9 protein-coding genes and 2 pseudogenes are annotated in these 15674 nt (G+C 70.4%); 4 read left to right on the top strand and 7 right to left on the bottom strand.

Features of this window, described 5'->3' with window-relative positions:
• Nucleotides 1-424: 424 nt before the first annotated feature.
• Nucleotides 425-1087, bottom strand: coding sequence for a hypothetical protein (locus tag ACIQ9P_RS38300; RefSeq protein ID WP_402366861.1), 663 nt, complete (start codon nucleotides 1085-1087; stop codon nucleotides 425-427).
• A 902-nt stretch (nucleotides 1088-1989) separates the two neighbouring features.
• Here ACIQ9P_RS38300 and ACIQ9P_RS38295 point away from each other — a divergent pair.
• Nucleotides 1990-2427, top strand: coding sequence for a hypothetical protein (locus ACIQ9P_RS38295; RefSeq protein ID WP_402366858.1), 438 nt, complete (start codon nucleotides 1990-1992; stop codon nucleotides 2425-2427).
• A 37-nt stretch (nucleotides 2428-2464) separates the two neighbouring features.
• Here the strand turns inward: ACIQ9P_RS38295 and ACIQ9P_RS38290 are convergent, their stop codons facing one another.
• Together ACIQ9P_RS38290 and ACIQ9P_RS38285 are read right to left on the bottom strand one after the other, a co-directional pair.
• Nucleotides 2465-3280: a hypothetical protein gene (locus ACIQ9P_RS38290; protein WP_402366855.1), complete on the bottom strand. Its 816-nt coding sequence runs from the start codon at nucleotides 3278-3280 to the stop codon at nucleotides 2465-2467.
• A gap of 134 nt (nucleotides 3281-3414) precedes the next feature.
• Nucleotides 3415-4068, bottom strand: a pseudogene (locus ACIQ9P_RS38285) (IS5 family transposase); the annotation flags it as partial.
• 86 nt (nucleotides 4069-4154) lie between these two features.
• Between ACIQ9P_RS38285 and ACIQ9P_RS38280 the strand changes: the two are divergent.
• Together ACIQ9P_RS38280 and ACIQ9P_RS38275 are read left to right on the top strand one after the other, a co-directional pair.
• Nucleotides 4155-5216, top strand: coding sequence for a tyrosine-type recombinase/integrase (locus ACIQ9P_RS38280; RefSeq protein ID WP_402366893.1), 1062 nt, complete (start codon nucleotides 4155-4157; stop codon nucleotides 5214-5216).
• 553 nt (nucleotides 5217-5769) lie between these two features.
• On the top strand, nucleotides 5770-5967 hold the full coding sequence (locus ACIQ9P_RS38275; protein WP_402366853.1) for a DUF6193 family natural product biosynthesis protein: 198 nt from the start codon (nucleotides 5770-5772) through the stop codon (nucleotides 5965-5967).
• A gap of 19 nt (nucleotides 5968-5986) precedes the next feature.
• Here ACIQ9P_RS38275 and ACIQ9P_RS38270 read toward each other — a convergent pair.
• Nucleotides 5987-6238: pseudogene (locus ACIQ9P_RS38270) on the bottom strand (transposase); the annotation flags it as partial.
• Nucleotides 6239-6444: 206 nt separating this feature from the next.
• Entirely contained in the window at nucleotides 6445-6984 is a 540-nt protein-coding gene (locus ACIQ9P_RS38265) for a hypothetical protein (RefSeq protein WP_402366851.1), read from the bottom strand.
• Nucleotides 6985-7933: 949 nt separating this feature from the next.
• Here ACIQ9P_RS38265 and ACIQ9P_RS38260 point away from each other — a divergent pair.
• Nucleotides 7934-14182, top strand: coding sequence for an RHS repeat-associated core domain-containing protein (locus ACIQ9P_RS38260; protein WP_402366848.1), 6249 nt, complete (start codon nucleotides 7934-7936; stop codon nucleotides 14180-14182).
• Nucleotides 14183-14669: 487 nt separating this feature from the next.
• Here ACIQ9P_RS38260 and ACIQ9P_RS38255 read toward each other — a convergent pair whose 3' ends face one another.
• Together ACIQ9P_RS38255 and ACIQ9P_RS38250 are read right to left on the bottom strand one after the other, a co-directional pair.
• Nucleotides 14670-14858, bottom strand: coding sequence for an SIP domain-containing protein (locus ACIQ9P_RS38255; protein ID WP_402366845.1), 189 nt, complete (start codon nucleotides 14856-14858; stop codon nucleotides 14670-14672).
• Nucleotides 14859-14892: 34 nt separating this feature from the next.
• The gene (locus ACIQ9P_RS38250) at nucleotides 14893-15408 is read right to left on the bottom strand and encodes a hypothetical protein (protein ID WP_402366843.1); all 516 of its coding nucleotides are present in this window, start codon (nucleotides 15406-15408) and stop codon (nucleotides 14893-14895) included.
• Nucleotides 15409-15674: the final 266 nt, after the last annotated feature.

Here is a 15674-nt window from a genome sequence, read left to right as displayed (position 1 = left end):
GCGGGGAGACCGACACCTGCTGGACGGGGCGACTCTCGGCACCCGCCCACGTCCTCTACGGAGGCGAGTGCCTCAGCGAGTACGTCTATCGCCAGCCCAGAACGCCTGCGGAAACGGCCCTGCTGGTCGAGGCGGCGGACAACGACTCGTTACTCGGATACGGCTGTGACGGTGACTCGCGATGGACACCGGAAACGGTCCGGGAGTGGTGGCGTAGCCGCGGCCAGGTCGTACAGTACCTGTCCGATCAGCGGAGCAAGTGGGATGAGTGCGATGAGTGGGCAGGTCAGGGCATAGCCGCTGCCGTCCGCGACTTCGAGCTCTACATCGCCGGTAGCCTGGCAACTGACCTGCGGATCTACCTCTACTGGCTGGAAGAGCGGCCGTCCCCCACCCTCGTTTCCCGGTTGCCCGAGCTGTAGCGTCACGCGGCGAGTGCGTGGGCTTGCTGGGACCAAGAGGCAAACAGTGGCATGCGGCGCAGCAGGCCGCTGGCAAGCCACCATCCGCAGTGGTCGTCGTCGTGTTCCCATCGGGCGGTGAAGTCGGCCTCGTGGGCGGTCACGGCTGTGGGGTCGCTCTGCCAGTAGAGCCGGGCGTGGGGGATCTCGGCGAGGTTGGCGTGGTACGCCCTGAGCGCGGTGTTCCACGTGGCCGCTGTCAGGCCGGCCAGAACGACCTTGGCGTCGGTGTCGGGCACGGTCAGGCTCACGCGTCCGTGGCGCCAGTCGGAGAGTCGCAGGCCGGCGATGCCGTGGACCTCGCCGTCGGAGTCGTCGGGGTTGGCCCAGGGGAGGGTCCAGCTCAGGATGTCGCGGACCCGTTCCGCGCTGTCGTCGAGGTGGAGTGTGAGCGCTCGGGCGGGTTCGAGGTGGCTGATGCCGAACGGCAGGCGGGTCCATCGGAACGGGCGGGCGATCGCGGTCAGGAGGTGGTGCTCCAGCCGCTGTTGCTCGGACTCTGCGTCGGGGATGAGCCGGACTCCGTGCGGCTGGGGCCCGAGACGTACGCGGCAGGCGGGGTATGCCTCGCCGGTGTAGTGGGCGCGCAGGCGCGTGGCGTGGGCCAGGGGGTCGGTGAGGGACATCGGGGCGTCCGATCTCTCAGTGGGTTCGCGCCGCCGGCCCGGCATGCACTGGAGACTGGGAGTTCATGGTGAGCTGATCCCTGAATGTGACCTGGGTACTTCGCCACGCGCCTTCACACGACCGGATGGTGAAGGCCAGGCGGGTCCGCCCAGACGGCCAGCGCCCACTGAAGCGGCTCGGGCCGCGGCCGTGCAAACCGACTCGCCGGATGTCACCCGCCCGGGCGACAAACCGGCGCTCGGGCCGTGGGTTCGGGCCCTGCGCTGGTAACGGTCGTGGACGCGGTCCGAAAAGCGGCCGCAATCCGGACATGCAAGCTCGGCCGCGCGGCCTCTCGCCACCACCTCGACCGTGCCGAACGCGGCCGTAACCGCCTCGACATCCACATCGTCGATCCCCTCGAACACCAGTGAGTCCCAGAACGGTGCATCGGTCGGCATGACCAGCACCATCACCGGCCACAACCGACCACGGCAGCGGTCGACAGACACCTGATGGAGCGTCATTTCCGCTCGTCGGACGACAAGGCGTGCGCGGTCTCACGCGAACCGTCTCCTCGCAATCGAACACCGAGGTAACGCTCCGTGACGACTCCCCCAAGATCTGTGCCAGAACCTACTTCACGTGAACGAAGTCAGTCGGTTGTAGCTGGTGAGGGGATCACCCCCGCGGACGCGGGGAGCAGCGCCATCAGCCGGGCCGGCACCGGCAGGTCTTCGGATCACCCCCGCGGACGCGGGGAGCAGAGTTCATGACCTGCGGGTCTATCCGACCAGAACACGGAATCTGCAACTTCCAAGGATTCGGGCATTTCAGGCACCCTCAGGTTCCCCAGCACACCGCCCCTGTCATACAGGCCACACCGAGCCGGTGCACGGCCCCGCCTCCCATGGCCACCGGCATGACCGCCGACAGCGTCGATCTGCGCCGGCAGGCGTTCTTGAGGAGGTTCGACCTGGAGCACACGTTCCGCATGATCGAGCAGACCCTCGGCTGGACCCGACCGAAGCTCCGCGCCCCGGAAGCAGCGGACCGGTGGACGTGGCTGATCATCGTCGCGCACACCCGGCTCCGCCTCGCCCGGCCGCTCGCCGAGGACGCCCGCCGGCCCTGGGAACGACCGGCCGAACCGAACAGGCTCACCACCGCCCGGGTCCGCCGGGGGTTCAGGAACCTTCGCCCAGCGTTGCCTTGCCCGGCCCGTGCGCCGAAACCATCGCGGCCGGGCCCGGGCAGGCCGCTCGGCTCCAAGAACCGGCAGCCCGCCACCCGCTACGACGTGGGCAAAACCGTCGGACGCCCCAGGATCATCATCGAACGCGAGCGGGTCAGACCCTGACGAGGGTCGTGGGAGATCCCAATTCGGGCTCCACGTGTCAGGTCGCGGTAGGGAGGTGGCGTGCTGCTCCGAGCTTGGCAATCGTCCTGAGTCTCGCGAAGTAGGAGGCGCAGTACTCGGAGTCGATCAGGGGCACGACCTTGTCGAGGTCGGCGATGCAAGCCCAGAGGGTGGCAACGCCGCTGTCGTCGAGCCCACCATCCAGCTCTCGCCGGACGAGGCCGGCGACGCCGGAGTCCAGGAGGATCAGCTCCACGCCCTCGATGTCGATGCCGCGGAAGCTGTCCGGGTACAGGGCGCGCCGGTGTTCCTCCCACAGCCGGGCGAGCCGGTCTTCGGACTGCGCTCCGTTCATGTCGGCGGCTGCCACGTCTGCCGCCGATGGTGGGCGAAGGAGCAGGGAAACAGCATCGAAGACGGCACGCACCATGGTGATGGCCCTGACCGGGCCGAGGGCGGCACTTGTCACGGTGCCCCGACCGAGCTTTTCGCGCAGTAGTCGGCTGCGGTCGAGCTCGGCGGCGAGTTCGACCGGGATGAGCCCTGCGTCGACGGCCCGCTCGATGAGGTCCTGGACCGGTTCGTTGATGGCCAGACGCTCGGCAAGGACCTGCTCAAGAGCGAACAGCGAATGTGTAACGGCGACGGTGGCGAACTCGTACCGGTAGTAGGAGTGCCGGATGAGCTCGCGGGACGTTTCCATCGCGCTCATGACGTACATCGACGCGTCACCGGGCAGAGCCAGGTCGGCCACCAAGGCGTCCATGCCCGCATAGTCGAGAACGACGTCGCGGGCACGCGGGTCCGGTACTGGCAGCGAAAGCGGGCCGGGCAACGGCGGCAGGGTGTTCACCAGCGCAGTCTGGTCGTCCGATGGCTCTCGGCGCCAACGGATTTGCCCGGGCCAGTGGCGCCCGGTGCCGCACGTCGCCACTGGCCCGGTCAGACCATAAAGAACAAGCTTAGAGGTCGTTCTTGTCCGATGTTTCATCCCGAGACGGGGTATTTGGTGAGGTTCTTCGGGTCGCGCCAGGAGATGGTGTTCTCCCCGGTCAGGCGGCGGGTCATTAGGTCGGTCATGGCGATGTGGATGACGGCTTCCGAACGGGTGGGCAACGTCTCGTAGTCGCGGGCGAGGCGTCGGTGGAGCATGAGCCATCCGTAGGTCCGCTCGACCGCCCAGCGTTTCGGGATGGGGGTGAAGCCCCTGGTGCCGGGCTTGCGGATGGTGATCTCCATGTCGATGCCGAGGGTGGCGGCGTGGTCGACGAGGTGCTGGCGGTAGCCTCCGTCGACCCAGACCTTGCGGATGGCGGGGTGCTCGGCGGCCACCCGGTCGAGCAACGCGGTTCCGGCGACGGAGTCCTGCACGCTCGCCGCGGTCACCAGCACGGCGAGGAGGAGTCCGAGTGTGTCGGTGACGATGCTCCGCTTCCTGCCGACGATCTTCTTCCCGGCATCGATACCCTGGCCGGCGGCGTCGACGCTGGTCGAGGTCTTGACGCTCTGTGCATCGATCACGCAGGCCGACGGCTCGACGTCCCGCCCCTCCTTCTCCCGCAACAGCTTCCTGAGCAGACCGTTGAGCTGGGCGAACACGCCTTCGTCGGCCCATTTGGCGAAGTACCCGTAGACCGTGTTCCTACAAGTTACGTGGAATCTGATGCCGCAGGATGCGTCTCGTATCCTGCGGCGTTCCCACGAACTGAGGAGATCCGTTGGGCAGCGTGGTGGTGCTGGAGGAGAAGTGGCCGGTCCTGGGCCGGCATGCGCGGGCGGCCGAGTGGCTGCGGGTGTGGACGGATCTGGGGCGGGCTCCCCGCACGATCGACGCGTACGCGCGGGGCTTGGCCGAGTACCTGACCGTCTGTGAGCGGGACGGTGTGGATCCGGTCGCCGCGAACCGGCTGCAGGTGGCCGCGTTCGTGAAGGACCTGTCCACCCGGCCGAGCCGTCGGGGGAGCAATGTGGTCGCTCTGGACTCCGGGGTCGGCTTGGCGAATGCGACGCTGCAGCAGCGGCTGGTGCCGGTGAGGTTGTTCTACGACTACCTCATCGAGGAGGGCCTGCGGGAGTCGAACCCGGTGGGCCGAGGCCGTTACACACCTGGCCGCCAGTTCGGGGGATACCAGCGGGGGCTGGTTCCGCGCTTGACGAAGCTGCCGTGGATCCCGAGCGAACAGCAGTGGCTGGACCTGCTGGACGTCGTGCGGCAGGAGCCGGTGCGCAACCGCGTCATGCTGGCGCTGGCCTACGACGCGGCTCTGCGGCGAGAGGAACTGTGCTCCCTGCGGACCGAGGACCTCGATCCCGTCCACCGCACGCTTCGGGTCCGCGCGGAGACGACGAAGACCCGGCGCGAGCACGTCGTTCCCTACTCGGCGGCGACCGGGGTCCTGCTGTCGGGCTACCTCACGCACCGGGCCACGATCAGCCGGGCCCGCGGCCCGCTGTTCCTGTCGGAGTCGCGCCGCAACTACGGCCAGCCTCTGACTCTTTGGACCTGGTCCAAGGTGGCCCGGCGCGTCGCTCTCGCCGCTGACCTGCCGCGCTTCTCGACGCACACCACGCGGCACCTGTGCTTGACCGACCTTGCGAGGATGGGCTGGGAACTGCATGCGATCGCCACGTTCGCCGGCCACCGCAGCACCGAGTCGACGCTGACCTACATCCACCTGTCCGGCCGGGACCTGGCTGAGAAGCTGAACCGCGGCATGCAGCAGATCCACTCCTGGCGCGTGGACATGCTCACCCGGGCCGACCAGACCGATGGGGCGATCGCCCAGTGAGCCCCCAGCCGATCCCAACGACCGCACCCGCCTGGGCATGGCCGGTCGACCTCTCCCGCTATGACCGGCGCGGACTGCTCACCGAAGCCGAGGCGGCAGCGCTGCGGGACTTCGGCATCGACCAGGTCCGCCGCCACGGCCTGGCCACGGACCTGGTGTCTCTGCGACCGGCCGCCCGGCTGGTCCGGCAGCTTGCTGATGTCCTTGCCGTCCTGCACTGGCCACCGGAGGACCGCCATCAGCGCCGCTATGCGCGCGATGCGGCAGGACTCGTCCTCCTCCGCAGCGGCGAGCTCCGCCGGGCCTTCTGGGGCTGGTCGGTGCAGGACTGGGTTGACCTGATCACCCCGGTCGGCGCCGAGTTTCGGCGCAACTGGGGCGGGCAGATAGGTCCCAACGCGCGGCCGTTCCTGATCGCCTATGCCTATCTGCTCGGCGACTTCACGGCCTTCGAGCAGTTCGGTCGGTTCATGCGGCCGAGCCTGGCCCGCCGGGTGTTCGGGACCGGAACCGTGGACGCGGCAGTCGAGCAGGTCTGCACTGTGCTGGCCGGATGGGGGTCTCGATCTTCCCTCTCGATGGTGAACGGTTTCGCGTGCTACGACTGCACGAACCACAAGGCTCCGGGCGGGAGCGGATCGGCGGAGCTTTCACTGCCCAGGAGGCCGTCGAAATCGCTGCCGCACACCTTTCGGCCGGCTGGGGTCCCGCCGTGGACGGCAAGCCCGACATCCTCGAACCGCTCAGCTGACAGCTCTCCGGACTTGACGGATCTGATTCCACAGAAACGGCGGGAAGTCGGCCGGCATGGCCCGCCACTTCGTTCCGTTGTCGACCAGGTAGCGGACCGCGTCCAACATCGCGCGGTGGCAGTACGCCTCCGGCTGCCCGCCCCGCCCGCGCAGCCCGCCCGGCACCGGCAGCAGTGGCCTCACTACCGCCCACTCCGCATCCGACATGTCCGACGGATACCGGCGCGCACGGACCCCGCGGTCGCCGGCGTTCCCGAACCGGTGAGCCAGACAGTCACGCGCACGAGCGGCCGAAGTGGACTCCACCCCGGCGATGCCGTAGAAATGCGACAACAGGGCCTCCTGGACCGCTCGTTGGCTTCGACACCATTTGAGCTACCAAGAGGCCCTGCCCTCATGCACGGCTGCCGCCACAGTCACCCGATCGAGATGCCCGTTCGACCGGCACCCCTCAAGATCGGAGCGATACCAGTCGCTCAGGGCTGGCCCACGGTGTCAGCTGCATGCTCCTTGAGGAATGCGCCCGCATGGGCTGCGGCTTCCTCCGCGGTCGCGTAGAACGTCCCGTCGCCGGCCGCACCGAATGCTCCGTCGGCGCCCTCGCCCGTCCAGCTCCAGCCGCCGGATGGCGCCTGGACCAGTTCGGCAGTCCCACCGAAGATTTCAAGGTTGGTCGGGCGCGCTGTCGGAAGCGCCGGGCGGGTAATGGCGTCGGGCCACTTCTTGCGGGCGCCCTGGCGGGTGATGCCCCACACGGCTCCCAACTGCTCGTAACTTGCCCCGTAGGAGCCGGCCGTCGCTGCCGCGTTCGCGGTCAGTCGCTTGACCTCCGCGTCCACCGTTCTCCAAGCGGCAAGGACCGACAGAGCCACCGCTACGGGGTCCGCGTCCCACATGCGGTCCGCGGGAAGCCCGGTCTCTCGAGAGCGAATGGCCGAGGCCAATGGGTTCAAGGCGTCATACAGAGCCTTGTCGAGTTCCACCTGTTCTTCTCGGGTGATCTCAGGCAGCATCATGCGACAACTATAGTTCACGACCCCAGGGGCGACAACTAAAGTTACCGCCTGGTGGTGTGATCGTGCCCTCGTTCGGCCCAGATCTGCTGCTGACCGAGGCCCTGTCGCCATGCCTCGCACCCGCCGAAGCCGCCCGATCGGGACTCCCGTTCGATCAGCACCGCCCGAGATCGGAACGACAACAGCCACTTGCCATGCCCTTCACGGAATCCGTGCCTGAACCGTCGGACGAGAGCCACTCGGGCGGCGAGTTCGGGGCCACTCGGTGATCACGAGCCGGGTGCAGGTCTCTGTGCGGCAAGGTCGTCGCAGGTGACGGCGGTGATGTCCGGATCGCTCCAGAGGACGAGGCGGGCGATTCCCCAGGTCGCCGAAAGTATGCGCCGAGCGCCGTACCCGGCCGGTGGACCCGGTCGAAGGATCCCGACTTCGAGGGCAAAGGACGCGGATCACCGGCCTGCACACCGACCCGCCCGACGGTGCGACGGTTGTCCGCGCCGACGAGCTCGGTCCGGCGATCCCCCCGCGCCTCTCCCCCGGCACCGGGCCGGTCCCCGGACGGACACCGCATCAAGAACGAGATCGACTACTCCCGCGGCCCGGCGAGGACCTGGGTCCACGGGCGGCCACGGGCCGGGTCCGGGACGGACAGCAGGTCACGACGACCGCCTGCTCGCACAACAGTGTCCCCACGACTTCCTCGCCGGAATTTCCCCTCGCTATGTCCCGCCTTCATCGGGCCGATCGGACCGAGACGCCTTCGACGGTCACGGTCGTCCGCGGCGGGCCTTGTCGTGCTCGCCGGCGCGACACGACGAGGAGTATTGTCATGCGCGATTCACGGGGGTATGTCGGACTTTTCCTGTCCGCTGCGATGACCATGGCTTGCCTGACCATGGCCGGTGCGGCGCATGGCACCCCAGCTCCACCCGCACAGCACGGAAGACCGGTGGTCCACGAGGCGAAGGGGCTGCATGCCGACCCGCTGGAGCACCCCGTTCCCGAGCTGCCCGGCGGCGGCACCCGGGCGGCCCCTCCGGAGTCGAAGGCGGTCGGCGAACTCGTCGCCGCCCGGACGGAGAGATCGTCCACCTGGCGGAACCCCGACGGCTCGATCTCGGTACGCCAGTACCTGGAACCCCAGTACTACCGGGACGGGTCCGACTGGCAGCCGATCAGCACCGCCCTGAAGGACGTACCGGACAAGCCGGGCTGGTGGACCTCCACGGCCAACAGCTGGTCGGCGTCGTTCGGGCCGACCGACGCCGCCGGCGGCTCCGAGCGGATCACGATCGGGTCGACGACGATCGGCCTGGCCCCCCTAGGGATCGCCCACCCCTCGCCGCCGCCCCGGGTGACGGACTCCACCGCCACCTACACCGGCGTCTGGCCGGGCGTCGACCTGCGGTACCGGGTCTCGGCGACGGCGGTGAAGGAGGACATCGTGCTGTCCGGGCCGACCGCCCCGGCCGAGTACTCGTTCCGGCTCACAGGCGCCACCGCACGGGTGAACGACGCCGGCGGCGCGGACATCCTGGCCGACGGGCAGGTGGTGGGCACCGTCCCGCCGGTCACGGTGACCACCGGTACCCCTGGTCTGGCCGCGGGGGCCGGGGCCGCGCTCACCGTCGCCGGTGACGAAATCCGGGTGTCGGTGTCGCCGACCTGGCTGGCCGGCCTGCCGGAGTCCGCGTTCCCGGTGGTGATCGACCCGACCTTCGGCGGCAGGTCGTCCCAGACGAGGCGGGTCAGCGTCGGCAGCAACGGCGGGGTGCTCACCGGGCAGCTCCAGATGGGCACGGACGCCGCCGGCCAGGTGTGGCGGGACGCGTTCTACGTGCCCGCCCCGGTCCTGCCACCGCCCGTCGCGGGCGCCGGACCGTGGCAGCTCTCCACCGAGGGCATGGTGTCGTCCTGCAACGGCCCGTGCCTCATCAACGGACTGAAGGTGTACGGGCTGCCCACCGCGCCCAACGGCACGCCCGGCTACGCCGACATCACGGCCGGCCAGCTGATCAACCACTACGACAATCCCGAAGGCATCGGCCTGGTCTCGGGCGGGAGCACCGTCGAGGCCACCGAGGCGCTGCACCGGTACATGACCTCCCGGACCGACGGCTGGTGGTTCGGGGTGCTGGCGGACACGGTGGTCATGGCGGGCGACCCGCTGGCCACCTTCGACCCGGCCAGGACCTACGCGACGTTCGGCTACATCCAGCAGCCGCCGGCGACCACGATCACGGCACCCGCCAACGGCAGCGTCCTGGCGACCACCACCCCGACACTGAGCGCGGCGCCGGTGACCGGCGAGGGGCCCTCCGGCGACCCGTGGGCGCCGATCTACAACTTCCGGATCTCGACCTCCCCGGACGGCAGCGGCACGGTCATCGACTCCAGCTGGCTGTCCCAGCCGACCTGGACCGTGCCACCGGGCAGCCTCCACGACGGCGTCACCTACTGGGCGACCGTCCGTGATGCCATCTCCCAGCAGTGGTACACCTCCGACTCCAGCTATGTGCCGCCCGTCGCCCCGCGGACGCCGGTCTCCTTCCAGATCAGGCAGCGGCTCGGCTCCGGCGGACCGTCCCCGGTCGACACCGTCGGCTCGCCGCCGCAGGGCACGACCGTGCCCGGCCAGGGCGCGCCGGACATCGGCCTGTCCGCGGGCAGCGAGACCGTCAACCTGGTCACCGGCAACCTGTCGCTGGTCCAGAGCCTTCACAGCCTGACCACCACCGCCGGGAACGCCGGGCCCGCCCTGGAGTACAACTCCGCCACCGCCTCGCTGTCAAAGGGCGGCAACTACGGGCTCACCGGCCAGTACTACCCGGACCCCGGCGGGAGTCACGTGTTCGGCGCGACACCCATCGGCCAGCGCACCGACTCCGGAGTCAACGCGACCTGGAGCGCCGCCGCTCCGCCGGTGGGCGGACTGTACGTCTGGCAGCCGTTCCTCGTCCGCTGGACGGGCACGCTGACCCTGCCGGCGGGCCACTGGCTGCTGGGCGGTCTGACCGGCGGCGGCATGCGCGTCTCGCTGAACGGCGACGCGACACCGGTCTACGACAACTGGTCCGGGGCCGCCGCCGGCACCGGCGCGACCTTCGGCTCCACCCCGGTCGCCGGCGGGCGGCAGTACACCGTCGAGGTCGACTACTGGGAGAACTTCGCCCGCGGCGGCCAGGTGCAGCTGTGGGCGAAGAACAGCGACATCACCGACCCGGGCACGCAGTCGGCGTTCACCGTCCCCAGCAACTGGCTCACCCCGGCCGCGACGGGCCTGCCGCCGGGCTGGAGCCTGACGGCGGCCCCCGGCAGCGTCGGCTGGACCCGCGCCGACGACCAGGGCAGCCAGGTGGTGCTGACGGCGACCGGCGGCGACACGGCGACGTTCACCAGGACCACCGGCGGGGCGTACCGCTCGCCCCCCGGCAGCAATGACCTCCTCGCCGTCAACGGCGACGGCCGGCTCCAACTGTCCAGTGGTGACCGCATTCACACCTTCAACCCCGACGGCACCCTTGCGTCGATGACCACGGCGACCGACGACCGTCGTCCCGCCTCGCTGCAGTACGCCTACACCGGCACCCCGGCGGTCCTGACCGCGATCACCGATCCGGTCTCCGCCCGCACGATCCGCCTCCTCTACGGCGGCGACCCCACCTGCACCAACTCCGGCATCGTCGTCGGCATGCTGTGCCGGATCTCCTACTGGGACGGCACGATCGCCACCTTCTCCTACAACAGCAACGGCCAACTGGCCCTGGTGGCGGCTCCGGGGTACGTGCTGACCCAGTTCGGCTACGACGGCGACAACCGGCTGAACGCCGTCCGGGACCCGCTGACGAGCGAGTTCACCAACTACGCCTCGCCCGATTCCGAGGGCCCGTGGGAGCCCGCGAACTGCGCCGGCGCGGCGGGCCTCGGCTGCCAGCTGGACACCGCGGTCGGCTACGACGCCCAGGGCCGCGTCGCGTCCGTCACCCAGCCGGTCGTGACACCCGGCCAGCTGGGGCTCCCCGGAGCCCTCCGGCCGGTGCGCACCTACACCTACGCCGCCGGCAACACCCAGATGTCGATGGCCGGCTTCAGCCCGGCCAGCGGCTACACCAAGAAGTACTACTACGACGGCCAGGGCCGCATCACCAAGCGCCTGGACTCCGGCAACCACGCCGAGAGCACCGCCTGGGACGGCGCCGACCGGCCGGTGGCCACCATCGACGCGGGCGGCAAGCAGACGAGCCTGGTCCACGACTCCAACGGCAACGTCGTCGACCGCTACGGCCCGGCCCCCGCCGCGTGCTACGCCGGGGCCTGGCCAGCCGGGACGGGTTCACCAGGGGTGCCGTTCGTCGGGTACCTGCCGGTCGCCAACCCACTGCTCACCGCCGGCTGCCTGACCGACGTGCCGCACGCCCGCATGGCCTACGACGAAGGCATCACCGGCCTGGCCGCGACCTATTGGGCCAACGGCCAACTCGCCGGCACGGCCGCACTGCACGGCACCGGCGCCGGCGGGACCGGAACCGCCGCGTTCTGCGGCACGGGCGGAGGTGTGCTCTGCGCCCAGTGGGCCGCCGGTTCGGCACCCGTCCTCGTCGACTCCGCGGGCAACTGGAGCATGCGGCTGACCGGCCGGATCACGCTCGGCACGGCGCAGACCTACGACTTCAAGGTCAAGGACAGCCAGCCCGTCAAGGTGGTGGTCGACGGGGCCGTCGTCGTGCAGGACGACCCGGTGAGCCACGCCGGCTACACGCCGGGCCAGGTCAACTCGGCGCTCGGGAGCGTCGCACTCGCGGCAGGGAGCCACATCGTCTCGGTCGAGTTCACCGGCAACGCCGCCCAGCTCAGCGAGTTCGGCGTGTTCTACGGCGCGCACGGCTCGACAACGCTGCCCGTCGTCCCCGACACGGTCCTGAGCCCGAACTACGGCCTGCTCACCAGCACCACCGATCCGGACGGCAAGGTCCTGCGGACCCAGTACACGGACGGTGCCGTCGGGCCCGAACTCAGCCTGCCCACCGCCTCGGTGACCGACCCGAACGGACTGGCGCTGACCACCAGGACGTCCTACGAGGCACCCGGGTCGGGCTTCCTTCGCCGTACGGCGACCACGCTGCCGTCCGGTGCGACCACCACCTTCGCCTACTACGGCGGTGCCGACGGCCCGGTCGCCGCGGTCTGCGGCGTGCCCGCCGGCACCCCGCAGGGCGGTCTGCTTCAGACCGAGACCGGACCCGCGCCCGGCGGGAGCGGGAAGTCCAGGGTCCGCCAGTTCGTCTACACGGCGGCTGGGCTCCAGGCCGGGGTGCGCACCGGACCGGCCGACGTGATCGCGAGCCAACCCTGGCAGTGCACGATCCGCGACGGCCGCGGTCGGACCACGAGCCAGACCTGGCCCGGCCCCGGCGGCACCACCGCGCGTACCGTCACCTACACCTACGGGACGTTCCTGAACCCGCTGGTCGCCTCCGTCAGCGACTCCGCCGCTCCCGGCGGCCCGATCACGGTCGTGCCGGACTTCCTCGGGCGCGTCATCAGCTACACCGACGGCCAGGGGAAGACCACCAGGACGACCTACGACCAGACCGGGCGGGTGACGAGCATCGCCAGCCCGGCGGGCACGCTCACCAGGACCTACGACGCCAACAGCAGTCAGCTGTCCGGTGTCGCGCTGAACGGGACCACGCTGGCCACCCCCGGTTACGACACCATCGGCCGGATGACGAGCGTCGCCTATGCCAACAGCACCACCGCGGCCATCGGTTACGACACCCTCGGCCACCGCAACAGCCTGGTCTTCAGGACACCGAGCGGCACCATGGTCGCCGGGGACCGGACCACCCTGTCACCGGCGGGCCGCTACACCAGTGAGCTGATGGACATCGACGGCAGCTCGCTGACCAACCCCAACCCGGCCGGGCCCACCGCCACGGACTACACCTACGACGGTGCCGGCCGCCTGACCCGCGCCTACCTCCCGACCGGAGCCGTGGCCGACTACGGCTACGCGGCCAACCCCGCCGCCGACGGGTGCCAGGCACCCGGCGCCGGCGCGGACGCCAACCGGACCCGGGTCACCGTCACCCCGGCCGGCGCGGTCGCGCAGACGACCGACTACTGCTACAACGGGGCCGCACAGCTCACCGGCACCGTCGTCAACGGCGCAGCGGGCCAGGGCAGCTACGTCTACGACCCGCACGGCAACCAGACCAAGGACGGCACCACCACGCTTGTCTGGGACGTCTCCGACCGGGTCATTACCACCGCCCCGGCGAGCGGCGCCGCGACCGACTACCGCTACGACGCACTCGACCGCGTCCTCACCCGGCAGACCGGCGGCACCGCCACCGGCTACTGGTACGGCGGAGCCGGCGACTCGCCCGGCGGCACCCTCGACGCCCTCGGGAACGTCGCCTCGGGCATCTTCCCGCTGCCCGGCGGGGTCTCGGTCACGACCACCACGAATGCCGGCACCTGGTCCTACCCGGACCTTCGCGGCAACTTCATCACGACCGCGGACAGTTCGGGCACCCGCACAGGCGCCCCCGCCCTGTACGACCCCTGGGGGCAGACGATCGGCGGTGGCCAGCCCCTCGCCAACACCGGGGGAAGCGGCAGCCTCGGCGCCTACGGGGCGGCGGGGAAGGTCACCGACACCGCGAGCGGCATCGTCATCATGGGCGCCCGCGCCCTCAACCCGGCCGAGGCCCGCTTCCTCTCGGTCGACCCGATCCGGGGAGGCTGCGCCAACGCCTACGTCTACGGCTTCGGTGATCCGCTGAACGGCGGCGACCTCACCGGCCAGGGCGGCTGCGCCCCCGCCGGCAAGACCATGCCCGCTCCCGGCTACCACTGCTCGGGCGGTATGTGCACCTACACCTTCAGCCCGCAGCAGACAGCCCAGATCGCCGCCTTCGTGTCCGACAACTCCAACAGCCTCGCGTCGATGGCCTCGACGCTGTCCGGCCTCATCTGCGGCAAGATCCGCAACGCAGGGGCCGTGGCTGTGTGTGCCGGAGCCCTTGCGATCATCATCGCCGCGAGCCAGGACGACCTCGCCAAGCTCGCCAGCTTCGAGCAGAGCAGCCCCGGCGGCGAACTCCAGATCGGGTGGCACGGTATCGGCAACGTCGCGAATCCGTTCTGGCCGGCGGGGGTCCAGTACCTCTCCGTCGGCACCCAATGCCCCTGAAGGGCTGACGAAGATCTTGGTGTGGATCGGGGCTGCCGCGACCAAGCGGCGGCCCCGATCTGCCAGGTGGTGCCGTTGTGGGTCAGTCCGAGGCAGATCGGGGTCTGGAGGCCGAGGGCCGCGGCGCACGGGTGGAGCCAGGCGTTGTTCTTGATCGTTCCCCGGTAGCACAGGCGGCGGTTCCCGTGACCGACGAGCCGGGCGACGGCGCGTTCCACAGGTGGGCGGCTCACCGGTCGGGTGTGCTCGCCGCTTGGCGGGCCCAGCGATGAGGTCGAGCACGGCCGGGCGGCCGCCTTCGCCGTCATCCCGGCCCATCCGCGGATCACGTGCCGGACGGTGCACGGCGACAAACGGCCGCGCACCGGAGAATCGGCCGACCCGCTACTCCGAAGAGCCGGTGCCGGCAAGGTTCGCGGCCTGCCGATGTCGAAATGGCGTGACGGCCTGCCGAGGGGACCGTCCCCGGCCCGGCCGTCACGGGTTCTCAGGGCCGCCAGTAGTCCGTGACGTTCACTGTCGCCCTGGGAATGCCCAGTTCCCGGCGGATGTGCTGAGCGAGGGCCCGGGTGGTGACGGTGTCGCAGGCGATCCACAGGTACGAGTCCGCCGGGTCACCGTCGGTCGCGAGGGCTGCGTCGACATGGCGTTCACCCAGAACTGGCCTGCGCGGCACAGCGTCCGAGGGCGGTCGCGGGGGCGGGTTTCGGCTATCGGTCGGGGGGTGGGGGGAGGATGTGGTGCTGGACGAGGCCGGCGACGAGGTGGTCGAAGTAGGGGGTGTCGAGGTTCGGGGGTCGGACGTCCCCCGGGTGGAGGGCGGTGTAGGTGGTGGTGGTGTCGAGGACGGGCAGGTGGGGTGCGGTGCGGTCGGTGGCGCCGAGGAGGTGGGCGAGGACGGCTGCGGGGTGGATGTCGGGGTGGTCGGCGCCCAGGTGGACCTGTTGGTACCAGTGGGCCTCCGGGAGGGGCAGGAGGGGGTATCCGGCTCGTTGGAGGGCAGTGTAGGGCGCGTCGGCGGGGATGTCGCGGACGTGGTGGAAGACGCTGCCGGGCGGGGCGTCGTGGCTGAGGCGGGTGATGGAGCGGGCCACGGTGTCGACGCTCTCGACGGCGAGGCGGCCGGTGCCCGAGGGGTAGGAGTCGAGGGCGACGGCGGCGCGCAGGAGGTGGGCGAGGAGGTCGGCGTCGGGTGAGGTGCGGTGGGTGGTGGAGTCGGCGGTCATGATGCCGGGGCGGTGGACGGTGGTGTGGTGGCCCCGGTGGTGGGTGGTGGTGACGAGGCGTTTCGGATTGGAGCTTGCTGCGCGGGTAGCCGGTGGGTCCGGCGGCGAGGATGGCGTGCGGTGCGGCGGCCGGCGGTGGGGCGAGAAGGCGGTCGAGGAGGTGGAGTGCGCGGTCGGCGGGGATCGCGGTGAAGCCGCGGTGGTTCATGGTGGCGGTGAGGCCGGTGCGGTGGACGTATCCGCGTCGGCGATGTGCGGCCACTGCA

Origin of the sequence: Kitasatospora sp. NPDC094019, assembly GCF_044764505.1 — a bacterium.
Taxonomy (GTDB): Bacteria; Actinomycetota; Actinomycetes; order Streptomycetales; family Streptomycetaceae; genus Kitasatospora.
Note: the sequence above shows the minus strand (reverse complement) of the source record. Positions and strands in the feature narration are given on the sequence as shown.

Excerpts from the sequence above, each read along its gene's own strand:
- ACIQ9P_RS38300 (WP_402366861.1), bottom strand. The coding sequence starts at position 1,087 with ATGTCCCTCACCGACCCCCTGGCCCACGCCACGCGCCTGCGCGCCCAC.
- ACIQ9P_RS38295 (WP_402366858.1), top strand. The coding sequence starts at position 1,990 with ATGACCGCCGACAGCGTCGATCTGCGCCGGCAGGCGTTCTTGAGGAGG.
- ACIQ9P_RS38275 (WP_402366853.1), top strand. The coding sequence starts at position 5,770 with ATGGGGGTCTCGATCTTCCCTCTCGATGGTGAACGGTTTCGCGTGCTA.
- ACIQ9P_RS38265 (WP_402366851.1), bottom strand. The coding sequence starts at position 6,984 with ATGATGCTGCCTGAGATCACCCGAGAAGAACAGGTGGAACTCGACAAG.
- ACIQ9P_RS38250 (WP_402366843.1), bottom strand. The coding sequence starts at position 15,408 with ATGACCGCCGACTCCACCACCCACCGCACCTCACCCGACGCCGACCTC.